Annotated in this window: 19 protein-coding genes; 9 read left to right on the top strand and 10 right to left on the bottom strand. The window is 72.0% G+C overall.

Annotated features, from left to right (window positions below; translation table 11 throughout):
• Positions 1–26: 26 nt before the first annotated feature.
• Positions 27–1,103: an NAD(P)-binding domain-containing protein gene (locus tag ACSU6L_RS32990; RefSeq protein ID WP_437062765.1), complete on the top strand. Its 1,077-nt coding sequence runs from the start codon at positions 27–29 to the stop codon at positions 1,101–1,103.
• 39 nt (positions 1,104–1,142) lie between these two features.
• On the opposite strand, the gene mltG is transcribed toward ACSU6L_RS32990, so the two are convergent.
• Positions 1,143–2,006, bottom strand: a complete 864-nt coding sequence (gene mltG, locus ACSU6L_RS32985; protein WP_437062763.1) for an endolytic transglycosylase MltG — start codon at positions 2,004–2,006, stop codon at positions 1,143–1,145.
• A gap of 53 nt (positions 2,007–2,059) precedes the next feature.
• Positions 2,060–3,862, bottom strand: coding sequence for an ABC transporter ATP-binding protein (locus ACSU6L_RS32980; RefSeq protein ID WP_437062761.1), 1,803 nt, complete (start codon positions 3,860–3,862; stop codon positions 2,060–2,062).
• Positions 3,863–3,951: 89 nt separating this feature from the next.
• On the opposite strand from ACSU6L_RS32980, the gene ACSU6L_RS32975 reads away from it, so the two are divergent.
• Entirely contained in the window at positions 3,952–4,401 is a 450-nt protein-coding gene (locus ACSU6L_RS32975) for a MarR family winged helix-turn-helix transcriptional regulator (protein WP_437062759.1), read from the top strand.
• Between the two features lie 59 nt (positions 4,402–4,460).
• Here the strand turns inward: ACSU6L_RS32975 and ACSU6L_RS32970 are convergent, their stop codons facing one another.
• Positions 4,461–6,116 (bottom strand): peptide-N4-asparagine amidase, encoded by a 1,656-nt coding sequence (locus ACSU6L_RS32970; RefSeq protein ID WP_437062757.1) that lies wholly within the window; start codon positions 6,114–6,116, stop codon positions 4,461–4,463.
• Between the two features lie 226 nt (positions 6,117–6,342).
• Here ACSU6L_RS32970 and ACSU6L_RS32965 point away from each other — a divergent pair, with 226 nt between their 5' ends.
• The 4 genes from ACSU6L_RS32965 (at position 6,343) to ACSU6L_RS32950 (ending at position 11,162) form a co-directional block, all read left to right on the top strand.
• Positions 6,343–8,190 carry an ABC transporter transmembrane domain-containing protein gene (locus ACSU6L_RS32965; RefSeq protein ID WP_437062755.1) on the top strand — a complete coding sequence of 616 codons (1,848 nt, stop codon included), beginning with the start codon at positions 6,343–6,345 and terminating at the stop codon, positions 8,188–8,190.
• Complete coding sequence (locus tag ACSU6L_RS32960) at positions 8,187–9,968, top strand: ABC transporter ATP-binding protein (protein WP_437062753.1); 1,782 nt, start codon at positions 8,187–8,189, stop codon at positions 9,966–9,968. The genes ACSU6L_RS32965 and ACSU6L_RS32960 overlap by 4 nt, the downstream gene beginning before the upstream one ends.
• 402 nt (positions 9,969–10,370) lie before the next feature.
• Positions 10,371–10,841, top strand: a complete 471-nt coding sequence (locus ACSU6L_RS32955) for a DUF5709 domain-containing protein (RefSeq protein WP_437062751.1) — start codon at positions 10,371–10,373, stop codon at positions 10,839–10,841.
• A 63-nt stretch (positions 10,842–10,904) separates the two neighbouring features.
• Entirely contained in the window at positions 10,905–11,162 is a 258-nt protein-coding gene (locus tag ACSU6L_RS32950; protein WP_073943614.1) for a type B 50S ribosomal protein L31, read from the top strand.
• A gap of 35 nt (positions 11,163–11,197) precedes the next feature.
• On the opposite strand, the gene ACSU6L_RS32945 is transcribed toward ACSU6L_RS32950, so the two are convergent.
• Positions 11,198–11,992, bottom strand: a complete 795-nt coding sequence (locus ACSU6L_RS32945; protein ID WP_365511169.1) for a metal-dependent hydrolase — start codon at positions 11,990–11,992, stop codon at positions 11,198–11,200.
• Positions 11,993–12,137: 145 nt separating this feature from the next.
• Here ACSU6L_RS32945 and ACSU6L_RS32940 point away from each other — a divergent pair, with 145 nt between their 5' ends.
• A complete protein-coding gene (locus ACSU6L_RS32940) occupies positions 12,138–14,651 on the top strand; it encodes a DEAD/DEAH box helicase (RefSeq protein ID WP_437062748.1) in 2,514 nt (837 codons plus the stop codon).
• A 19-nt stretch (positions 14,652–14,670) separates the two neighbouring features.
• Positions 14,671–15,537, top strand: coding sequence for an acyl-CoA thioesterase (locus ACSU6L_RS32935; RefSeq protein WP_437062746.1), 867 nt, complete (start codon positions 14,671–14,673; stop codon positions 15,535–15,537).
• A gap of 1 nt (position 15,538) precedes the next feature.
• On the opposite strand, the gene ACSU6L_RS32930 is transcribed toward ACSU6L_RS32935, so the two are convergent.
• Entirely contained in the window at positions 15,539–16,447 is a 909-nt protein-coding gene (locus ACSU6L_RS32930) for a DUF6397 family protein (protein WP_437062744.1), read from the bottom strand.
• A gap of 126 nt (positions 16,448–16,573) precedes the next feature.
• Entirely contained in the window at positions 16,574–16,987 is a 414-nt protein-coding gene (locus tag ACSU6L_RS32925; RefSeq protein ID WP_437062742.1) for a roadblock/LC7 domain-containing protein, read from the bottom strand.
• Positions 16,988–17,080: 93 nt separating this feature from the next.
• On the opposite strand from ACSU6L_RS32925, the gene ACSU6L_RS32920 reads away from it, so the two are divergent.
• A complete protein-coding gene (locus ACSU6L_RS32920; protein ID WP_437062740.1) occupies positions 17,081–17,509 on the top strand; it encodes a PPOX class F420-dependent oxidoreductase in 429 nt (142 codons plus the stop codon).
• A gap of 27 nt (positions 17,510–17,536) precedes the next feature.
• On the opposite strand, the gene ACSU6L_RS32915 is transcribed toward ACSU6L_RS32920, so the two are convergent.
• Genes ACSU6L_RS32915 through ACSU6L_RS32900 form a run of 4 tightly spaced genes read right to left on the bottom strand, consistent with a single transcriptional unit; the run spans position 17,537 to position 21,623 of the window.
• On the bottom strand, positions 17,537–18,142 hold the full coding sequence (locus tag ACSU6L_RS32915) for a GTP-binding protein (protein WP_437062738.1): 606 nt from the start codon (positions 18,140–18,142) through the stop codon (positions 17,537–17,539).
• A gap of 46 nt (positions 18,143–18,188) precedes the next feature.
• The gene (locus tag ACSU6L_RS32910; protein WP_437062736.1) at positions 18,189–18,665 is read right to left on the bottom strand and encodes a DUF742 domain-containing protein; all 477 of its coding nucleotides are present in this window, start codon (positions 18,663–18,665) and stop codon (positions 18,189–18,191) included.
• A gap of 22 nt (positions 18,666–18,687) precedes the next feature.
• Positions 18,688–19,119, bottom strand: coding sequence for a roadblock/LC7 domain-containing protein (locus ACSU6L_RS32905; RefSeq protein ID WP_437062734.1), 432 nt, complete (start codon positions 19,117–19,119; stop codon positions 18,688–18,690).
• A complete protein-coding gene (locus ACSU6L_RS32900; protein WP_437062732.1) occupies positions 19,116–21,623 on the bottom strand; it encodes a sensor histidine kinase in 2,508 nt (835 codons plus the stop codon). Before ACSU6L_RS32900 ends, ACSU6L_RS32905 begins: the two co-directional genes overlap by 4 nt.
• Positions 21,624–21,635 lie beyond the last annotated feature (12 nt).

The raw sequence follows: 21,635 nt of genomic DNA, 5'->3' as shown, positions 1-21,635 counted from the left end.
ACGGCCTCACCCCTGTTGGTAGAAGCGTGAACAACACACGCGAGGTCGAGGTAGTCGTCGTAGGCGCAGGTCAGGCCGGACTTGCCGGCGCCTACCACCTGCGCCGGACCGGCTTCGAGCCGGACCGCGACTTCGTGGTGCTGGACCACTCCCCCGGCCCGGGCGGCGCCTGGCAGTTCCGGTGGCCGTCCCTGACGTACGGCAAGGTGCACGGGATGCACGCGCTGCCGGGGATGGAGCTGACGGGGGCCGATCCGGCGCGGCCGTCGGCGGAGGTCATCAGCGAGTACTTCGCCACGTACGAGCGGACCTTCGACCTGCGGGTGCGGCGGCCCGTCGACGTACGGGCCGTCCGGGAAGGCCCGGACGGGCGGCTGCTGGTGGAGACCTCCGCGGGGACCTGGGCGACGCGGGCGTTGATCAACGCGACCGGCACCTGGGACCGGCCCTTCTGGCCGCGCTATCCCGGCCAGGAGTCCTTCCGCGGGCGGCAGTTGCACACCGCGCAGTACCCGGGGCCCGAGGAGTTCGCCGGGCAGCGGGTGGTCGTGGTCGGCGGGGGCGCCTCCGGCACGCAGCATCTGCTGGAGATCGCGCCGTACGCGGCGGCCACCACCTGGGTGACGCGGCGGCCGCCGGTCTTCCGGGAGGTGCCGTTCGACGAGAACGCGGGCCGCGCGGCGGTCGCGCTGGTCGAGGAGCGGGTGCGGCAGGGACTGCCGCCGAAGAGTGTGGTGTCGGTCACCGGGCTCCCGTTGAACGACGCGATCCGGCAGGGCCTGGCCGACGGGGTCCTCGACCGGCAGCCGATGTTCGACCGGATCACCCCCGACGGGGTGGCGTGGCAGGACGGACGGCACATGGAAGCCGACGTCATTCTCTGGGCGACCGGGTTCCGCGCCGCGATCGACCATCTGACGCCGCTGAGACTGCGCGAGCCGGGTGGCGGCATCCGCATCGAGGGGACGCGCGCGGTCGTCGATCCGCGCGTTCATCTGGTCGGCTACGGTCCGTCGGCGAGCACCATCGGCGCCAACCGGGCGGGCCGCGCCGCCGTACGGGACATCAGGAGACTGCTCGACGGGGAACCGGTCCCGGCATGATGTCCCGTCGGGCTCGGGGTCACCCCTTCGGGCTCCGGCTCACTCCTTCGGGCTCTGGCTCTTCCGCGCGGCGTCGGCGCTCTTCTGCCGCGCGTCGAACTCGGCCAGATTGCGCTGGTGCTCTTTGTACTCGGCGGTGAAGCGGGTGTCGCCCGGCTTGACCGTGACGTAGTACAGCCAGTCGCCCGGCGTCGGGCTGATCGCGGCCCGCACCGCCTCCTCGCCCGGGTTGTCGATCGGCGTGGGCGGCAGCCCCATGCGCTGGTACGAGTTGTAGGGGCTGTCGATGCGGGTGTCCTCCAGCGTGGTCGACGCCGGTGCCCGGTCGAGGGCGTAGTTGATGGTGGAGTCCATCTGCAGGGGCATGCCGCGTTCCAGCCGGTTGAAGATCACCCGGGCCACCTTGCCCATGTCGGCCTTGCTGGCGGCCTCGGCCTGGACGAGGCTGGCGATGGTGACGGCCTGGTAGACGTTCATGGCGTTGCGCTGGGCGCCGGCGGCGATCGGGGCGCCGTTGAACTTCTTGTTCGCGGTGTCGACCATCGCCGTCAGCAGTTCCTCGGGCGTGGTCTTCTCCGCCAGCGGATACCTCGCCGGGAAGAGGTAGCCCTCCGGGTTGCCCTCGGCGTCGATCGGCAGCTTGAGGTCGGCCTGGTCCAGCGATTTCTTGGTGGCGCCCGGGGGCAGTTCGAGGGCCTTGTCGACGGCCGCGTAGACCTGGGCGGCGCGCCAGCCCTCGCGGATGACGAGGGAGGTGGGCTTCTTCTCCTCCTCCTGGTCCTGGACGGTCAGCAGCGGCACCGCCACGGCGGTGCCGGCCACGACAGCTCCGGTCGCGATGAGGGCCAGGCGGCCCCGGCGCGTCAGTCGGATCGTTTTCCGTGACGGAGTGTTCATCTGCATGCGGGCACGGTAACCCGCATATCGTCACAAATCCGGCACACTCCGGCATATCTTCATCTTGTCGGCTCCAATTGGGCGTCCCTGCGCACCAACGCCGCGTAGCGCCCGTCCAGCGCCAGCAGCTGCTCGTGCGTGCCCCGTTCGGCCGCGCGGCCGGAGTCGAGCACCACGATCTGGTCGGCGCCCCGGACGGTGGACAGGCGGTGCGCGATGGTGAGCGTGGTACGGCCCGCCGAGAGCGCGTCGATCGCCTGCTGCACCGCGTGCTCGGTGCCGGTGTCCAGGGCGCTGGTCGCCTCGTCGAGGATCAGCACCGGCGGATCGCGCAGGATGGTGCGGGCGATGGCCAGCCGCTGCTTCTCGCCGCCCGAGAACCGGTGGCCACGCTCGCCGACCACGGTGTCGTACCCGTCGGGCAGGGCCGCGATGTGGTCGTGGATCTGGGCGGCGCGGGCCGCCTCGTGCAGCTCCTCGTCGGTGGCGTCGGGCTTGGCGAAGCGCAGGTTGTCGGCGACGGTCGCGTGGAAGAGGTACGTCTCCTGGGAGACCACGCCGACCGCGCGGGCGAGGGTGTCGAAGTCGAGGTCGCGCACGTCGACGCCGTCGAGGGTGACCCGGCCGCCCGTCACGTCGTACAGCCGGGGCACCAGGTAGCCGAGGGTGGACTTGCCGGCACCGGTCGGGCCGACGATCGCGAGACTGCCGCCGGCCGGGACGGTGAGGTCGATGCCGTCGAGGACGGGGGCGCCCTGGTCGTCGTAGCGGAACTCGACGTTCTCGAAGCGGACCTCGCCCTTGACCTTGTCGAGACGGACCGGGCTCTCCCGCTCGGTGATGTCGATCGGCAGGTCGAGGTACTCGAAGATGCGCTGGAAGAGCGCCAGCGAGGTCTGGATCTGCACGCCGGTGCCGAGCAGGCTAACCGTCGGACGGAACAGGCCCTGCTGGAGGGAGACGAAGGCGACGATCGTGCCGAGGGAGACGTCCGGGCCGCCGAGGGCCAGGGCGAGGCCGGCGGTCCAGTAGATGACGGCGGGCAGGGCGGCCATGACGATCGTGATCACCGCCATCCGCCAGCGGCCCGCCATGTTCGAGCGGACCTCCAGGTCCACCAGGCGCTCCGACTCGTCGGCGAACGACTTCGTCAGCGACTCCGCGCGGCCCATGGTGCGGCCGAGCAGGATGCCGCTGACCGACAGCGACTCGGTGACCGTGGCGGCCATGGTGGCCATCTGTTTCTGGCGCTGGGTGGTGATCTTCCGGCGCTCGTTGCCCACCCGGCGGCTGATCCACACGAAGACCGGCAGCAGGATCAGCGAGACCACGGTCAGCCGCCAGTCCAGGGCGATCATCGCGACGATCGTTGCGATCACGCCGGTGAGGTTGGAGACCAGCGAGGTCGCGGTGGAGGTGACGGTGGCCTGCATGCCGCCGATGTCATTGGCGATGCGGGACTGGACCTCGCCGGTGCGGGTGCGGGTGAAGAACGCCAGCGACATGCGCTGCAGGCGGCCGTAGACCGCGGTGCGCAGATCGTGCATGACCCGCTGGCCGACCGTGGTGGAGACCAGAGTCTGCAGCACGCCGAAGACGCTGGTGAGGACGGCGCTGAGGATCATCCCCAGCGCGAGCAGGGTGAGCAGGCCGGTGCGCTGCTGCGGGATCGCGACGTCGAGGATTGCCTTCAGCAGGAACGGCGTGGCCACCGAGACCACGGACGAGGCGCCGACCAGCAGGCCGACGACGGCGAGACGGCCGCGGTAGGGGCGGAAGAGCGCGAGGATGCGGCGCACCTGCCGGGGCTGTTCCTTGGCGTCGGCGGGCGGGCTCCAGGCGGGTTCGTTGTCGGGGTGCATGGGCTCCTACGGAGGGACGGGACCGATTGAGGATCGTAGCTCATTGTTACCTATACTCACAATGAACGGTGTCCTGATATTGTTCCCGTATGACCACGCCCGATCCCGACGCCCTGCTCGCCGAGCAGCTGCTGCGGCTCACCCGCCGGGTGCACCGCATCCAGAAGCGTCATCTGGAACAGCGCGGCCTGGGTATCACCCCCGCCCAGTCCCGGCTGCTGCGCACGCTCGCGCACTACGGCTCGCCGCCCCGTATGGCCGACCTCGCGGAGCGCCTGGAGGTCGTGCCGCGGGCCGTGACGACGCTGGTCGACGGGCTGGAGGCGAGCGGCAAGGTGCGCCGGGTGCCGGATCCGGCGAACCGGCGGGTGATCCGCGTAGAGCTGACCGACGACGGCCGCAAGGCGCTGAGCGAACTGCGGGGAGCGCGGCGCTCCGCGGCCGACGAGATCCTGGCGCCGCTGTCGGATGATCAGCGGAGCATGCTCGAGGGGTTGCTGGACACGTTGGTGGACGGGGGCGGCGAGCGGAGCTGCTGAAACCTTTCTCGCTCGTCTCGGCAGCTTCGCCTCAGCGACTTCCTCTCAGCGGTTCCGCCTCAGCAGTCGGCCCGGTCCTCCGTGAGCACGCCCTGAACGGTCGTGAGCGTACGGTGGTAGCACCCGGATCGGCCGGCCTGCGATCCGTACAGCCGGTAGCGCTCGCTCGTCGTGCCGACCGCGTGCCGCTGGTCGCGCGGTACGTTCGCGGTGTAGGTGGCGTCGCCGGTGTAGGTGTCGTCGAGCCGTGACCAGGCGGTGCGCCGGCCGCCCTGCGTGGTGACGGCCGTGGCCCGGTCGCCGAGGGTCAGCACGGTACGGAGCCGGTCCCCCGCGCCGAGGGTGGTCGTGCCGTCCATCGTGTACGTCCGCTGGGTGCGCGTGGAACGTGCCGGTCCGCGTCCGTCGACGGTCACCGTCTCGGCGTCGCTCCACTCGGCGTCGAGCGCGTCCGTTCTCTCGCCGTCGGTCCAGCGGTGCGTGGAGGTGTGGGCCAGGGTGCGGCTGACGGTGGTGGTGACCCGGCCGTGCGAGGTGTCGGCGTACCCGGAGACGGTCAGCCGACCACCGCCCTCGGTGTCCACGCGGTGCTCCTGGTTCTCCGAATCCGGCGTGTACGTCGAGGAGTTCGGCGGAGCGCCCGCCTGGGAGGTGATGAGCCCGCCCGGCACGTGAGCGCGCTTCTCGTCCTGCCAGACCAGGACGTTGACGGGGGTGCCCCAGCCGGCGCGGCCCTCGGGCAGGCCGGCGACGGAGACCTCGATCCGGTGCGGGCGGCCGTCGTTGAGGAGTCCGGCGAAGGGGGTGAGGTCGTAGGTGAGGGGCTTGACGTCGAAGGCGCGCGGGCCCGGGACGACGTACCAGAGGAAGGGGTTGGACCAGCCGCCGGTCCACACGGTCGGGAACGGCGCGGCGATTCCGGCCAGTTGCCCGTCGACCCGGATCCGCACCTCGCGGTACGGGCCGTCGTCGGCCTGGCAGGAGTAGGGCGCGGCGGGCGGCACCGTCAGGTACCAGTACTCCTCGCAGCCCCCGCCGGAGCCCGTGGCGTACACCTCGGCGATGACGCGTTCGCTGTTGCGTGGGGTGGTGAGGGTCGAGTCGGCGGTGAGGGTGAGGACGCGGTCGGGTATGCCCCGGTCGGCCACTGCCGGCTCGGCGGGGCCGGCGGTGTGGTCGTGGCGGCCGTCGGCGTAGAAGGTCAGCGTGACCTTGACGTCGATGACGCCCGTGTAGGTGTCGTCGACGACGTTGCCGATCAGCATCTCGACGTCCTGGGCATGGCGGAGGGTGGGGGTGTAGCGGGTGACGTCCTTCTCGACGGACCACTCGATGCCGTCCGGTGACGGCTGCGGGGTCGAGGTGCGGAAGATCTCGACGCCGCCGACGCTGACGTATCCCAGACGGTCGTACTGACGGCCCTTCACGTTGCCGTCGAGCCGCAGGACCACCTTGCTCCAGCGGTCGCCGCAGTCGTCGGGCGGGGTGTAGGTGCCGCGGTAGGGGGTGAAGTCGCGGAACCGGGCCTCGGCGAGGGTGACTTCGCAGGACTTGGTGTCCGGCTTGGGGACGGGCGGGGCGGCGGTGACCGGGTCGTGCCAGTCGGTGCCGAATTCGGCGGGCACGTCGGCCGCCCGGGCACCGGTCGCGCCGACCAGGGTGCCGGCCAGGAGGGCCGCTCCGGTGAGCATGGACATGATGAACCGGCTTCTCATTGCGGGGGTTCTACGCGAGTTCGGCGGCACCCGCAACGAGGCCGCCTCGGCCACCCGTCGGCCACCTCCCGACCCTCCCACCATCACCCGCCACTCATCACCCGCCCACGCATTGCCTGTTTCGTGCGCTCCGGTGGAAAAGCGCTTGCTATCGGCCTGCGCCGGACGTCAACCTTGCACGGTTTGCTGTCGCCGTTCATCCCTTGACACGAGCCCCTGGGACGTCATGCAGATCCAAGACCTTCCGTTCCCCGACCCGGGTGTGCCGGACGCGCGCTCGGGGCCCCGATTCCTGTGGTGGCTCGGCCGGAACCAGCTGGGCGGCCAGCTGAAGTCGCTGGCCTGGGGCCTGTTGCACTTCCTCTCCGTCTCCATGCTGCCGTTCTGCGTCGGGTTCGCCGTCGAGGCCGTCGTCGACCGCTCCGGCTCCCGGCTCGCTCTCGCGGGCGGACTGCTGGCGCTGTGCGGGATCGGCGTCGCGGTCGGCGACACCTTCCTGCACCGCGCCGCCGTCACCAACTGGATCACCGCCGCCGCCCGCGTCCAGCAACTGCTGGCCCGCAAGGCCGCACAGCTCGGCTCGGCACTGACCCGGCGGGTCGCGGCCGGTGAGGTGGTGGCCGTCTCCACCGGTGACGTGGAGAAGATCGGCTGGTTCGTGGAGGCCGTGTCCCGGTTCACCGCCGCCGCCCTCACCGTCGTGCTGGTCGCCGTCGGTCTGGTCGTCTACCAGCCCGCGCTCGGAGTCGTCGTCGCGGTCGGCCTGCCCGTGCTGGCGCTCGCGGTACTGCCGCTGCTTCCCCGCGCGACCCGACGGGCCGACGTCCAGCGCGAGAAGGCGGGGCGGGCCACCGAACTGGCCTCCGACACCGTGGCGGGCCTGCGGGTGCTGCGCGGCATCGGCGGCGAGGAACTGTTCCTGGACCGCTACCGCCGCGCCTCCCAGGAAGTCCGCCAGGCGGCCGTGCGCAGCGCCCGCATGTGGTCACTGATCTCCGCGATCCAGGTGCTGCTGCCGGGACTGCTGCTAGTCACGGTCGTCTGGTACGGCGTCCACCTGGCCCGTGAGGGCCGGCTCAGCGTCGGCGAGCTGGTCACCGTCTACAGCTCCGTCATGATCATGACTTACCCGCTGCGGCACTTCGAGGAGATCGCGATGGCGTACTCCTTCTCGCGTCCCTCGGCCCGGCGGGCCGCGCGTGTGCTGTCGCTGGAGCGGGCCACCGACACCGAGGGATCACGCGCCGCCGAACTGCCGTCCGGAGACCTGTACGACCCGGCCACCGGTCTGCTCGCCCCTGCCGGCCGGTTCACCGCGGTGGTCTGCGGCGACCCGGACGCGGCCGGACGGCTGGCGGAGCGGCTGGGCGGGCACTCCTCCGAGGCGGGCACGTCCGCCCTGCTCGGCGGGGTGCCGCTCGACGAGCTGCCGCTCGACTCCGCCCGCACGGCCGTCCTCGTCCAGGACAAGGACCCGGTGCTCCTCTCGGGCACCCTGCGGGACCTGCTCGACGTGCCTGCCTCGGGCGCGGTCAGCGCCGCCGCGGCGCTGGCGGCCGCGCAGTGCGAGGACGTACTGGCCGCCCTCGTGCAGGGTTCGCTCGGAGCCGACGACCCGATGGACGCCCGGATCACCGAACGCGGCCGGTCCCTGTCGGGCGGCCAGCGCCAGCGGCTGGCACTCGCCCGGTCGCTGCTCACCGACCCCGAGGTGCTGGTGCTGGACGAGCCGACGTCGGCCGTCGACTCCCACACCGAGGCGCGGATCGCCGAGGGTCTGCGGGACCTGCGCGACGGCCGTACGACGGTCGTGTTCACCTCCTCGCCGCTGCTGCTGGACCGCGCGGACCGGGTGGTGCTGGTGCACGAGGGCGAGGCCGCGGCGGTCGGGACGCACCGGGAGCTGGTGCACGAGGAGCCGCGGTACCGCGCGGTGGTGACCCGCGAGACGGACGAGGAGACGGACGAGGAGCAGGACTCGGCCGGTGACGTCCTCGACGAGCTGGACGAGCTGGACGAGTTGAGCAAGTTGAACAAGTTGGACGAGCTCGAAGAGATCGAGGAGACCGCATGATCGGCGTGGCGCCACCGGCCTACGACCCGGCGGCCCCGACGACGGCGAACACCCTGCCCGTCGGCGCCCCCGCGACCTGCCGCGCCTACGTGGCCGAACTGTTCCGCCGGCACCACCGTGCCTTCCTGCTGCTCATCGGCGTGAACACGGTCGCCGTGGTCGCCTCCATGGCGGGCCCGTACCTGCTGGGCGGGCTCGTCGAGCGGGTGTCGGACGGCGACCGGGAACTGCGGCTCGGGCTCACGGCGACGCTGTTCCTCGTGGCCCTGCTGGTGCAGGCCGCCTTCGTCCACCAGGTACGGCTGCGCGGAGCGATGCTCGGCGAGCGGATGCTCGCCGACCTGCGCGAGGACTTCCTCGTCCGCTCGGTCGGCCTCCCGCCGGGCGTCCTGGAACGGGCCGGCACGGGCGATCTGCTCTCCCGGATCACCACCGACATCGACCGGCTCGCCAACGCCATGCGCGAGGCCGTGCCCCAACTGGCGATCGCGGTGGTGTGGGCGGTTCTGCTGCTCGGCGGACTGGTCGTCACCGCGCCCCCGCTGGGCGCCGCCGTGCTGCTCGCCCTGCCGCTGCTGGTGGCCGGCTGCCGCTGGTACTTCCGCCGGGCGCCCGCCGCCTACCGGTCCGAGGCCGCCGGGTACGCCGCCGTGGCCGCCGCGCTCGCCGAGACCGTGGACGCCGGCCGCACCATCGAGGCGCACCGGCTGGGCCGGCGGCGCATCGAGCTGTCGCAGCGGCGGATCCGCGAGTGGACCGCCTGGGAGCGGTACACCTTGTGGCTGCGGTCGGTGCTCATCCCGGTCATCAGCCTCACCCACGTGACGATCCTCGGCTCGGTCCTGATGGTCGGCGGTGTCTTCGTCCTGCAGGGCTGGATGGGCGTCGGGCAGCTCACCACGGGCGCGCTGATCGCCCAGATGCTGGTCGACCCGGTCGGGCTGATCCTGCGCTGGTACGACGAACTCCAGGTCGCACAGGTGTCGCTGGCCCGGCTGGTCGGGGTCCGGGACATCGAGCCGGACGCCGGTGACGCGTCGGTGGTGCCGGACGGCCGCGACGTGCACGCCGACCAGGTGCGCTTCGGCTACCTGGAGGGCGTCGACGTCCTGCGCAAGGTGTCCCTGGAGGTCGCCCCCGGCACCCGGATGGCACTGGTGGGCCCCTCGGGCGCGGGCAAGTCCACCCTGGGCCGGCTGCTCGCCGGGATCTACGCGCCCCGCGACGGCCGGATCACCCTCGGCGGCGCCGAGCTGTCCCGGATGCCGGCCGAGCGGGTCCGCTCCCACGTGGCCCTGGTCAACCAGGAGCACCACGTCTTCGTGGGCTCCCTGCGCGACAACCTGCTGCTCGCCCGCACTGACGCCGCGGACGCCGAGCTGTGGGCGGCGCTCGGCGCGGTGGACGCCGACGGGTGGGCGCGGGCCCTGGACGACGGCCTGGACACCGAGGTCGGCTCGGGCGGACTCGCGCTCACCCCGGCGCAGGCCCAGCAGATCGCCCTGGCCCGCCTGGTGCTGGCCGACCCGCACACACTGGTGCTGGACGAGGCGACGTCCCTGCTCGACCCGCGCGCCGCCCGCCACCTGGAACGGTCCCTGGCCCGCGTCCTGGACGGCCGTACCGTCGTCGCCATCGCCCACCGGCTGCACACCGCCCACGACGCCGACGTCATCGCCGTCGTCGAGAACGGCCGCATCAGCGAACTGGGCAGCCACACGGAACTGGTCGCCGCGAACGGGGCGTACGCGGCGCTGTGGAGGTCCTGGCACGGGTGAGCCGCTTGTCCCACGGGGCGTCCCCCGGGGGCTGAGCCCCGTCACGTCCGCGGGGGCTGCCGGTGCCGGGGCTCCCGGTGCCGGGGCGTTCGTATCCGGTGCAGCCGCGTGCCGGGCAGCCGCGTTCGGTGCCGGTCGGCATGCCGACCGGCATGCCGACCGGGTGGCCGGACTCGGCCCGCCGAGCGCGCGGGGAACCGTCCTGGAGCCCCGGCGGCCGCCTCCCGGCCCCTTGCCGTTGCGCGGTTCCGAACAGGGGTGGAAGGCTGGATAACGGCGGCACCGGCTCGGGGGCACGCTCGCAGTCCCCGGCGGGCAGAGCCTGTGCCCCCGGCACGGACGGTCGCGGTCCGCCGCCCGACGCGGTGAGAACGACCCCGTCCCCACCTTCTGGAGGTTCCCGTGAACAGCGCCGACGGATGGGGAGACGACGTCTACCAGCCCGACGCGTCCGACCAGCGCGAGGACACCGGGCTGCTCGACGCGGAGGACACCCTCGAGTACGACGGTGTCGAGGATCCCCTCGACCGGGGCTGGTCCCCTCCGGAGCGGCCGTGGGCCGTGGAGCACACCGGTGTCACAGCGGCCGAACGTCAGGCCGGTGAGAGCCTGGACCAGCGGCTGGCGGAGGAGCAGCCCGAGCTCACCGCCCCGGACGGCGACGGCCTCGGAGACACCACGGAGACGGACGGGGAACTCCTGGACAACGAGGTCGGTGCCGCCCGCTCGGGCCGTCTCGTCGCCCCGGACGAAGGCGCGCACGAGGACGAGGAGGCCGCGCTGGTCGCCACGGACGTCGGTATCGACGGCGCCGCCGCCTCCGCCGAGGAGGCCGCGATGCACATCGTCGACGAGGAGTCCCTGTCCGGCTGACCGACCGGCCGCCCCCGCCGTCCTCGGCCCCTCTCCCCTGCCACCGCCCCACCTGGAGCAGCCATGCAGCAGGACAAGCACCCCGAGTACCACCCCGTCGTCTTCCGCGACCGGGCCGCCGGCTACGCCTTCCTCACCCGGTCCACGGCGACCAGCGACCAGACCATCGACTGGGACGACGGCGAGACCTACCCGGTCGTGGACGTGGAGATCTCCTCCGAGAGCCACCCCTTCTACACCGGCAAGGCCCGCACGGTGGACACGGAGGGCCGCATCGCCCGCTTCGAGCGGCGCTACGGCGAGAGCACCGGGCAGAGCTGAGCCGGACGCTTCGGCCCGCCGGGCGGCGGCGCGCCTCAGATGACGTTGAGTGCGGCGGCGCCGCCCACTCCCCCGAGCAGCATGAACGCCGGCATCAGCACCTTCAGCTCGACCCAGCTGCCCGCCCGGAAGCGCATCGCCTTGGGCGGGCCCACCGGATACCAGCGCTTGCGCCCGATCGGGATGGGCCACAGGATCGGGCAGCCCGAGACGGTCAGCGCGTCCCCGATGTCGTGCACCAGCGCACCCAGCACGATCGGCAGTCCCAGCCACAGGTACTCCTGACCGGGCCCGGTGAACAACCAGTCCGACCCGTTGCCCGGCTTGTCCAGCACCCCGGCGAGGATCCACGCGCTGGTCGCGGCCAGCAGCCACACCAGGACGTCGCTGCTGGACCCCCGGGCCGCCCGCCACAGCAGCCCCTCGATCGCCAGCACCATGTGAACGAAGAGGAGCGCCAGCACCGCCCAGCGCCCGCCGGTGATCGCCAGCGCCGACGCACCACCGCCGATCAGCACCGCCCACACCCAGGTGTGCGTCAGCGTGCGGTGCCCCCCGGAGCGACGCGGGTCGCCCTGCTTCCTGGTGGACTTGTAGACCGCGTACGACAGCTTGTCGACGATCTCGCACAGGCCGCGCGAGAGCGGGCCGAAGGCCCGTGAGATGGTCGCCGCCTTGTGGTCGAGGTCGGGGGCGAGAGCGGCCCCGGCGCAGATCAGCGCGCCGGCCAGCAGCACCGGCCAGGGCATGGTGTGCCCCGCTGCGGCGGCGGCCGCCCCCACGCCGAGCCAGGCCGCGGCACCGGAGAGTGAGTGTGCTGGTCCCATCATCGCCGTTGCCCGCCCTGTTGCTCGTGTGCCGCTGTCCAGTTGACCCGCTGCGCTGACGCCGCGTCGGCGACACAGCGTAGCGTTCGCGATCTTCGTACGGGCATCCGATTCCCGCATCGAGCGGGAGGCCAGGCAAGATGGGGGCGTGACCCTCATCGATCAGCTGCCGCCGACCGCCGACCCCGACGCCCTGTACGAAGCCTTCGAGTCGTGGACTCAGGAGCGCGGTCTGACCCTCTACCCCCACCAGGAGGAGGCGCTGATCGAGGTGGTCTCCGGCGCGAACGTGATCGTGTCGACGCCCACCGGCTCCGGCAAGAGCATGATCGCCGCCGGTGCCCACTTCGCCGCGCTCGCCCGTGACGAGGTCACCTTCTACACGGCCCCGATCAAGGCGCTGGTCTCGGAGAAGTTCTTCGAGCTGTGCAAGCTGTTCGGCACCGAGAACGTCGGCATGCTGACCGGCGACGCGTCCGTCAACGCCGACGCCCCGGTCATCTGCTGCACCGCCGAGGTCCTCGCGTCGATCGCGCTGCGCGACGGCAAGCACGCGGACGTCGGCCAGGTCGTCATGGACGAGTTCCACTTCTACGCGGAGCCGGACCGCGGCTGGGCCTGGCAGATTCCGCTCCTGGAGCTGCCGCAGGCGCAGTTCATCCTGATGTCGGCGACGCTCGGCGACGTCTCGATGTTCGAGAAGGACCTCACCCGGCGCACCGGCCGGCCGACCTCGGTGGTCCGCTCGGCGACCCGCCCGGTCCCGCTGTCCTACGAGTACCGGCGCACGCCGCTCACCGAGACCCTGACCGAACTGCTGCAGACCCGGCAGGCGCCCGTCTACATCGTGCACTTCACCCAGGCGCAGGCCGTGGAGCGGGCACAGGCGCTGATGAGCATCAACATGTGCTCGCGTGAGGAGAAGGAGCAGATCGCCGAGCTGATCGGCAACTTCCGCTTCACCACGAAGTTCGGCCGCAACCTCTCCCGGTACGTGCGGCACGGGATCGGTGTGCATCACGCCGGCATGCTGCCGAAGTACCGGCGTCTGGTGGAGAAGCTGGCCCAGGCCGGTCTGCTGAAGGTCATCTGCGGCACCGACACGCTCGGCGTCGGCGTCAACGTCCCCATCCGCACGGTGATGTTCACGGCGCTGACCAAGTACGACGGCAGCCGGGTGCGCACGCTGCGCGCGCGGGAGTTCCACCAGATCGCGGGCCGTGCCGGGCGCGCCGGTTTCGACACGGCGGGTTTCGTCGTGGCGCAGGCCCCCGAGCACGTCATCGAGAACGAGAAGGCGCTCGCCAAGGCGGGCGACGACCCGAAGAAGCGCCGCAAGGTGGTCCGCAAGAAGGCGCCCGAGGGGTTCGTGGCGTGGTCGGAGGACACCTTCGAGAAGCTGATCGCCTCCGAACCGGAGCCACTGACGTCCCGCTTCCGGGTGACGCACACCATGTTGCTGTCGGTGATCGCGCGGCCCGGCAACGCCTTCGAGGCGATGCGTCATCTGCTGGAGGACAACCACGAGCCGCGCAAGCAGCAGCTGCGGCACATCCGGCGCGCGATCGCGATCTACCGCTCGCTGCTGGACGGCGGCATCGTCGAGAAGCTGGACGAGCCGGACGCCGAGGGCCGCATCGTGCGCCTCACCGTGGATCTGCAGCAGGACTTCGCGCTGAACCAGCCGCTGTCCACCTTCGCGCTCGCCGCGTTCGAGCTGCTGGACCCGGAGTCGCCGTCGTACGCGCTGGACATGGTGTCCGTGGTGGAGTCCACGCTGGACGACCCGCGGCAGATCCTCGTCGCCCAGCAGAACAAGGCGCGCGGCGAGGCGGTGGCCGCGATGAAGGCGGACGGCGTCGAGTACGAGGAGCGCATGGAGCGACTCCAGGACGTCACCTACCCGAAGCCCCTGGAAGAGCTGCTCTCCCACGCGTACAACACGTACCGCAAGAGCCACCCCTGGGTCGGTGACCATCCGCTTTCGCCGAAGTCCGTGATCCGGGACATGTACGAGCGGGCGCTGTCCTTCACGGAGCTGGTGTCCTACTACGAGCTGGCGCGCACCGAGGGCATCGTGCTGCGGTACCTGGCCGGTGCCTACAAGGCGCTCGACCACACCGTCCCCGACGACCTGAAGTCCGAGGACCTCCAGGATCTGATCGAGTGGCTGGGCGAGATGGTGCGCCAGGTCGACTCCAGCCTGCTCGACGAGTGGGAGCAGCTGGCCAACCCGGAGGAGATGACAGCCGAGGAGGCCCAGGAGAAGGCCGACCAGGTCAAGCCGGTCACCACCAACGCGCGGGCCTTCCGGGTCCTGGTCCGCAACGCGATGTTCCGCCGGGTCGAGCTGGCCGCCCTGGACCAGATCGACGAGCTGGGCGAGCTGGACGCCGAGTCCGGCTGGGACGCCGACGCCTGGGGCGAGGCGATGGACAAGTACTGGGACGAGTACGAGGAGCTCGGTACCGGTCCGAACGCGCGTGGCCCCAAGCTGCTGCTGATCGAGGAGGAGCCGCAGAACGGCCTGTGGCGCGTCCGCCAGATCTTCGACGACCCGAACGGCGACCACGACTGGGGCATCAGCGCCGAGATCGACCTCGCCGCGTCCGACGCCGAGGGCCGCGCCGTGGTCCGGGTCACCGACGTCGGCCAGCTGTGAGCGCAGGAGAACGACACCCATGACGAACCCCGCCGAAAGGCTCGTCGACCTGCTCGACCTGGAGCAGATCGAGGTCAACATCTTCCGTGGCCGCAGCCCCGAGGAGTCCCTGCAACGGGTCTTCGGCGGCCAGGTGGCCGGCCAGGCGCTGGTCGCCGCCGGCCGCACCACGGAGGGCGACCGTCCGGTGCACTCGTTGCACGCGTACTTCCTGCGCCCGGGCCGGCCGGGCGTGCCGATCGTGTACCAGGTCGAACGGGTCCGCGACGGGCGGTCGTTCACGACCCGCCGGGTCACGGCCGTGCAGCAGGGCCGCACGATCTTCAATCTCACCGCCTCCTTTCACAAGCCTGAGGAAGGGAGCTTCGAGCACCAGTTGCCGCCGACCCGGAAGGTGCCGGTCCCGGAGTCCCTGCCGACGGTCGTCGACGAGATCCGTCAGCATCTGGGCGCGCTGCCCGAGCAGTTGGAGCGGATGGCACGCCGCCAGCCGTTCGACATCCGCTATGTGGACCGGCTGCGCTGGACGCCCGACGAGGTCGAGGGTGCCGAGCCGCGCAGCGCGGTGTGGATGCGGGCAGTCGGTCCGCTGGGGGACGATCCGCTGGTGCACACCTGCGCGCTGACCTACGCCAGTGACATGACCCTCCTGGACGCCGTGCGCATTCCGGTCGAGCCGCTGTGGGGCCCGCGGGGCTTCGACATGGCGTCGCTGGACCACGCGATGTGGTTCCACCGGCCGTTCCGCGCTGACGAGTGGTTCCTGTACGACCAGGAGTCGCCGATCGCGACGGGTGGCCGGGGCCTGGCCCGTGGCCGGATCTACGATCTTCAGGGCCGTCTGCTGGTGTCCGTCGTCCAGGAGGGGCTGTTCCGGGCGCTGTAGTTCAGGAGCTTCTGCGGCGCAGCCATCGAAGCAGGCCGCGCTGCCGCTCCGGCTCGCACGCGGGCTCCGGCTCGGGCTGCTCGGGCTCGTGCCCGGGGTGGAGGGGCGCGGGCGGTGTCCGCCGTGGTGCCGGGCGGGGTGCGGGTCGCTGTTCACGGGCTTCCGCCAGGGCCTGGGTCAGGTCGGCGCGCAGCCAGGCGATCTCGTCGGGGTCGTCGGCTGTCGCGATCCGCGCGGCGAGCTGGGCGGCGGGAGAGCCTGGTGTGCTCTGCCCTGGAGGATCCGGCCGGAAGCGGTTCAGGTGGGCGCGTTCGTAGGGGTCCTTGACCAGTTCCGCGATCTGGACGGGGGCGAGCAGGGCGGCCGGCGCCGCGGCCCGCTCCCAGGGGTCGTGGGCCTGTCGCAGCAGGAATCCCAGGTGCCGTCCCCGCCAGTTCCGGGGCCGCAGGTCGAGCCCGGCGTTCAACTGGTCCCGCAGGCCTTCGGGTGCGCGGCCTTTCAGCAGCGCGGTGTTCTTCTCGTCGGCGGTGAACTGCCGTAGCTCGTCGGCCAGATAGAGCCAGACCAGGGCTCGATAGCGGTTCACGTAGAAGCGCACCGGCGCCACCAGCCCCAGGCGTGCGAGGCGGGTGAACCTGGTCTCCGTGATGCCCATGACGGCCGCGGCCTCGCGTGTGCCCACCGTCCGCAGGCTGTCGAGGAGCGCTTCGGGGAAGCCCTCCGCCGAGCGCAGCCGGTCGATCTCGGCGTGTGGGACACGGCGGCCGCCGCCTCCTTCGTCGGGCACCGTGCGGATGCGGCCGAGGTGCACCGCGAGGTCGAACTCGGTGCGCTTGAGGCCCAGTTCGCGGGCGGCGCGGCCCGGTGCCCAGGTGAGGTGGTCCGTCGTGGTGATGGTGTCGCCTGACATCGATGGTCTCCCCCGTGGAGTCGCCCGCTCACGCTCCGTGCGTTTGCGGTGACACAAAGGTATCCGGAACGGCCGACAGCGCGGCGAGCCTGTGGATAACTTGGCGGGGGACGTCGAACGCGCTGGTCAGCGTTCGGCGGCGGGGGCCTGTTCCGGTAGGCGGGCGTCCACGCCGAGGTGTTCTCCGACCCGGTTGACGAGCAGTGTCATCTCGTACGCGATCTGGCCGATGTCGGCCTCCGCGCCGCTGAGCACGCACAGACAGCTGCCGTTGCCCGCGGCGGTGACGAACAGGACCGCGTCGTCGAACTCCACCATCGTCTGGCGGACGCCGCCCGCGCCGAAGTGGCGGCCCGATCCCTTGGCGAGGCTGTGCAGTCCGGACGCGACGGCGGCCAGATGTTCGGCGTCCTCACGCCGCAGTCCCGTGCTCGCGCCCGTCACCAGTCCGTCGTTGGACAGGACCAGTGCGTGCCGCACTTGTTCGACGCGCTCGGTCAGGTCGTCCAGCAGCCAGCCAAGTCCCTGGTTCTGCGCCATGATCCGGTCTCCCCGTGTGATGTCTCCCCCTGGCCGGAGGATCTCTCCGCCAGCCTTCCCCAGGAGCGACGCGCGGGCAAGGAGGATGGCGGCATGGCACACAAGATGACCGACACGCAATGGCGGGAGTTCGTCTCGCACGGCACCCGCACCGGAAAGTTGTCGACCGTCCGGGAGGACGGGAGTCCCCATGTGGCGCCCATCTGGTTCCTGCTGGACGGCGACGAGGTGGTGTTCACCACGGGCAAGGACACGGTGAAGGGGCGCAATCTGGCCCGCGACGGCCGGGTCGCCCTCTGCGTGGACGACGACCGGCCGCCCTTCGCCTACGTGGTGCTGCGGGGCCGCGCGCGGCTGTCGGAGGACCTGGACGAGCTGCGGCACTGGGCGGCCCGGATCGGGGCGCGGTACATGGGCGAGGACCGCGCCGAGGAGTACGGAGCGCGCAACGGCGTGCCCGGTGAAGTCCTGGTGCGGGTCACCCTCGACAAGGTGCTGGCGGAGAGCGGCGTGGCCGAGTGACGCCGGCCGTTCGCCACGCCGTTCCGGTCAGCTGACGGAGTCGAGCAGCCGGGCGGTGTGCATCCGCCCGGCGTACTCGACGAGCCGGATCAGCACCTCCTTGCCGGAGTCGCGGTCGCGGGCGTCGCAGAGCACGACGGGGGTGCCCTGGTCGAGGTCGAGGGCGCGGGACACGTCGAGGCCGCCGTAGGTGCGGGCGCCCGCGAAGCAGTTGACGGCCACCACGAACGGGATGTGCCGGTGCTCGAAGTAGTCCACTGCGGGGAAGCAGTCCTCCAGACGGCGGGTGTCGGCGAGGACGACGGCGCCCAGGGCGCCCTGCGACAGTTCGTCCCACAGGAACCAGAAGCGGTCCTGGCCGGGTGTGCCGAACAGGTAGAGGGACAGTCCCGACCGGATGGTGATGCGGCCGAAGTCCATGGCGACGGTCGTCGTGACCTTCTGGTCCACTCCGTCGGTGTCGTCCACCAGTTGTCCGGCCTGGCTGAGGAGTTCCTCGGTGCGCAGCGGCCGGATCTCGCTGACCGCTCCCACCAGGGTCGTCTTGCCCACGCCGAAACCACCGGCGACCAGTATCTTCAACGCCAGCGCGGTGTTGTCGCCGCCGAGGGCGTCGGAGTTATCGGAGACCATCGATCACTTCTCTCTGGTGTGCCGGCATTGTCTGACGACCGAGCGTCTACAGGGCTCGCAGTCCATCGATCACCTCGCGCAGGATCCGCTCGTCGGGCAGCTGCGCGGGGGGTACGGGGCGGCTCACGGTGACGCGGCCGAGTTCCAGCAGGTCCCCGAGGAGCACCCGGACCACCCCGACGGGCAGGTCGGCACCCGCGGCGAGTTCGGCGACCGACTGGGTCTCCGCGCGGCACAGCTCGATCAGGGCGCGGTGTTCCGGTCCGAGCGTGCCGTCGCCGTCGGGGCCGGCCGCGCCCGGGTCGAGCGTGACGAGGGCGATGAGGTCGAAGGGGACCCCCGTGGGGCCGGGTTTGGTGCGCCCGCCGGTCATGGCGTACGGACGTACGAGGGGCCCTGCCTCGTGGTCGTACCACTGGCTGTCTCGCTCGCCCGGGGCGTCGGCCGTGTCGGGCCTGTCGGTCGTCTCGGTCGTCTCGGTCGTCTCGGTCGTCTCGGTCGTCTCGGTCGTGTCCTCGGTCATCGCTGCGGACCGCCCTTTCGGCTCATCCGGCGGCGGGCGGCCGCGCGGAGGCGCGCGGTGGTGTGTACAGGTGCTCGCCGACCCGCTTGACGAGCCGGGCCATCTCGTAGGCGACGAGGCCGATGTCGGCGGTCACGGCGGTCAGGACGGCGAGGCAGGTGCCGTCGCCGGCGGCCGCGACGAACAGGAAGGCGTCGTCCATCTCCACCATGGTCTGGCGTACGCCGCCGACGCCGAAGTGCCGGCCGGCGCCTTTGGCCAGGCTGTGGAAGCCGGACGCGACCGCGGCGAGGTGTTCGGCGTCCTCGCGGCCCAGGTCGCTGGAGGCGCCCACGGCGAGTCCGTCGTTGGAGAGCACCACGGCGTGCCGTACCTCGTGCACCCGCAGCACCAGGTCGTCGAGCAGCCAGTCGAGTTCGCCGGACCGCTGGGCGGCCCTCGGGTCCTGGATCATGCGGGGTCTCCTTCACTGCTGTCACGGCCGGGGCGCCGGCCGCCGCCTCGGACCCAACCGTCGCGGTAGGCCGTCATGCGGTCCCGTACGAGTTCCGGGGTGCGCGTCTCGTCGCCGTGCGGCCCTGATGGTCGGGCCGGTTCCTCGGGGCGTCGGTCGCGCAGTTGGGGGACGAGATGGGTCTGCCGTACCCGGCGGGGGAGGTCGTCGGGGCTTTCGGGAGTGTCGGGCGGTCGGTGCAGGCGCAAGGCGGTGACTCCCGGGGGCGGGGGTTCGGGGCTGTGCTCCGCCACGGCCGGGGCGGGGGCGGGGGCCACCAGCACGGGCCGGTCGGCAGTTGTCGGCACGGCCTGGACGGACGCCTCCTGGTGGCCCGATCCGTCGGGCACGCGCGCGTAGGCGCGTTCGGTGTCCTGTTCCGCGGTGGCAGGCTCGTCGGGGGCACGTTCCGGCGCGCCGTTGTGCAACAGCGCTTTCGGCAGCAGGACGACGGCCGTGGTGCCGCCGTAGGGCGAGGTCCGCAGGTGGACCTTGATGTCATGCCGTGCCGCGAGCCTGCTGACCACGAAGAGGCCGAGCCGGTCGCTGTCGAACAGGTCCAGCGCCTCCGACTGCTCGATACGGCGGTTGGCCTCGGCCAGGGTCTCCGGGCCCATGCCCAGGCCGCGGTCCTCGACCTCGACGGCGTATCCGTTGCCGACGGGTTCGCCGGTCACCCGCACGCGCGTGTGGGGCGGCGAGAACTGGGCGGCGTTCTCGATGATCTCGGCGAGGAGGTGGGTGAGGTCGGCGACGGCGGCGCCGATGACGGACGCCTCGGGGAGTTGCCGCACCTCCACGCGCGCGTAGTCCTCGATCTCGGACACGGCCGCGCGGACCACGTTGGTCAGGGACACCGGCATGCGCCAGGCCCTGCCGGGGGCGGCGCCGGAGAGGATGATCAGGCTCTCGGCGTGCCGCCGCATGCGGGTGGTGAGGTGGTCGAGCCGGAACAGGTCGCTCAGCTCGTCGGGGTCGTCGGAGCGGCGTTCCATGCTGTCCAGGAGGCTCAGCTGCCGGTGGACGAGGACCTGGCTCCGGCGGGCGAGGTTGACGAAGACGCCGGAAATGCCGCTGGCGAGTTCGGCGCGTTCGACGGCGGCCCGCAGCGCCGCGCGGTGCACGGTGCCCAGTGCCTCGGCGACCTGTCCGGTCTCGTCCTCGGCGGGTGGTCCGGGCGGGGCCTCCGCGCGGATGTCGATCTCCTCGCCGGCCCGCAGTCTCAGCATCGCCTCGGGGAGTTTGCGGCGGGCGATCTTCAGGGCGCCGTTGCGCAGGCTGACCAGTTCGACGACGAGGCCGCGGCCGATGCGCACCGAGATGACGAGGGAGGCCGCGACGGCCGCGAGGCCGAGGAGGACGGCGGCTCCGGCCGGGGTGAGCAGGCCGCGGGTGAACGGGTCGGCGCGTTCGGCGACGCCGCGCGCCGCGTCGCGCTCGATGGTCCGCATGCCGTCCTGGACGTGCCCGTGCGTCTTCTGCCAGGCGGCTTCCGGTGCCGCCGCGACCGCGCGGGCGCCCGCGCTGCTGGCCAGGACCCGGTCCTCCAGAGCGCCTACGGCTGCGTAGTCGGCGCCTTCGGCGAGGTCGAGCCAGGCGGTGCGTTCGTCGCCGCGCAGGTCGGCGACGGCGGCCTCGGTGAGGGTGCGCCGGGTGTCGACGGCGCCGGTGAACAGCCGGAGCCGCTCTCCGGTGAGTCCGTCGGCGAGGCGGGCGCTCGCCAGCAGGACGTCCTCCTGCGCCAGGGCCTCGCCCGCGCGGGAGAACTCCAGCAGCACGCGCGCGTCGGAACCGAGTTCGGCGTCCTGGACGCCGGTGAGCGCGCCGGTCACGCCGAAGGCGTGCGCGATGGTCTCGGTGTACCGCTCGTACGTCTCGTTCCAGCCGGTGCGGTGGTCGAGCACGGCGGTGCGCAGCGGGCGCAGCTCCCCGGCCTCGGCGACGAACGCGACGAGGCGTCGGGCGACCTCGGCGGGCAGTTCCTGGCCGTCGGCGACGGTTCCGCGCTCGCCGAGGCGGAGTCTCGCCACCGCGCGGTCGGTGTGTTCAGCGAGCCGGTCCAGGTCGCCCCTCCCCCCGGCTGACGGGTCGGTCGCGTACCGCACGGCGGCGGCACGCTCGGCCTGAAGGGCGGCGACGGCGTCCGCGACGGGGGTGCGGACCTCGGCGTCGACGCGCTGCAGCTGGCGCAGCCGGGAGACGTCCTGGGCGGTGGTGACGGTGGCGTACGCCCACAGGGCCAGCAGGGACACGACGGGCACCATCAGCAGGCAGATGATCTTGGCGCGAACGGTACGGGGCCGTATCCGCCAGCGTGTGTCACGCGTGGCCGTGCGGTCCGCCGGTATGCCCGCGGCGGCGTCCGGGCCCTCGTCCGCCGGTGGTCCGGCGTGCGCGCGGCGGCCGCGCACCGCGGGCCGGGGTTTCTCGGCGCCGGCCGTCGGGGTCCTTCGGGATGTAGGCATGGCCTCCTGCCT

It is taken from the genome of Streptomyces sp. enrichment culture (assembly GCF_964272855.1).
Lineage (GTDB): Bacteria > Actinomycetota > Actinomycetes > Streptomycetales > Streptomycetaceae > Streptomyces.
The sequence above is the reverse complement of the archived record's forward strand: the minus strand, read 5'-3'. Positions and strand labels throughout refer to the sequence as shown.

Bases quoted from the DNA above. Each gene is read 5' to 3' on its own strand.
- mltG (WP_437062763.1), bottom strand. From the start codon at position 2,006: ATGCAGATGAACACTCCGTCACGGAAAACGATCCGACTGACGCGCCGG.
- ACSU6L_RS32980 (WP_437062761.1), bottom strand. From the start codon at position 3,862: ATGCACCCCGACAACGAACCCGCCTGGAGCCCGCCCGCCGACGCCAAG.
- ACSU6L_RS32975 (WP_437062759.1), top strand. From the start codon at position 3,952: ATGACCACGCCCGATCCCGACGCCCTGCTCGCCGAGCAGCTGCTGCGG.
- ACSU6L_RS32970 (WP_437062757.1), bottom strand. From the start codon at position 6,116: ATGAGAAGCCGGTTCATCATGTCCATGCTCACCGGAGCGGCCCTCCTG.
- ACSU6L_RS32965 (WP_437062755.1), top strand. From the start codon at position 6,343: ATGCAGATCCAAGACCTTCCGTTCCCCGACCCGGGTGTGCCGGACGCG.
- ACSU6L_RS32960 (WP_437062753.1), top strand. From the start codon at position 8,187: ATGATCGGCGTGGCGCCACCGGCCTACGACCCGGCGGCCCCGACGACG.
- ACSU6L_RS32950 (WP_073943614.1), top strand. From the start codon at position 10,905: ATGCAGCAGGACAAGCACCCCGAGTACCACCCCGTCGTCTTCCGCGAC.
- ACSU6L_RS32945 (WP_365511169.1), bottom strand. From the start codon at position 11,992: ATGATGGGACCAGCACACTCACTCTCCGGTGCCGCGGCCTGGCTCGGC.
- ACSU6L_RS32935 (WP_437062746.1), top strand. From the start codon at position 14,671: ATGACGAACCCCGCCGAAAGGCTCGTCGACCTGCTCGACCTGGAGCAG.
- ACSU6L_RS32930 (WP_437062744.1), bottom strand. From the start codon at position 16,447: ATGTCAGGCGACACCATCACCACGACGGACCACCTCACCTGGGCACCG.
- ACSU6L_RS32925 (WP_437062742.1), bottom strand. From the start codon at position 16,987: ATGGCGCAGAACCAGGGACTTGGCTGGCTGCTGGACGACCTGACCGAG.
- ACSU6L_RS32920 (WP_437062740.1), top strand. From the start codon at position 17,081: ATGGCACACAAGATGACCGACACGCAATGGCGGGAGTTCGTCTCGCAC.
- ACSU6L_RS32915 (WP_437062738.1), bottom strand. From the start codon at position 18,142: ATGGTCTCCGATAACTCCGACGCCCTCGGCGGCGACAACACCGCGCTG.
- ACSU6L_RS32910 (WP_437062736.1), bottom strand. From the start codon at position 18,665: ATGACCGAGGACACGACCGAGACGACCGAGACGACCGAGACGACCGAG.
- ACSU6L_RS32905 (WP_437062734.1), bottom strand. From the start codon at position 19,119: ATGATCCAGGACCCGAGGGCCGCCCAGCGGTCCGGCGAACTCGACTGG.
- ACSU6L_RS32900 (WP_437062732.1), bottom strand. From the start codon at position 21,623: ATGCCTACATCCCGAAGGACCCCGACGGCCGGCGCCGAGAAACCCCGG.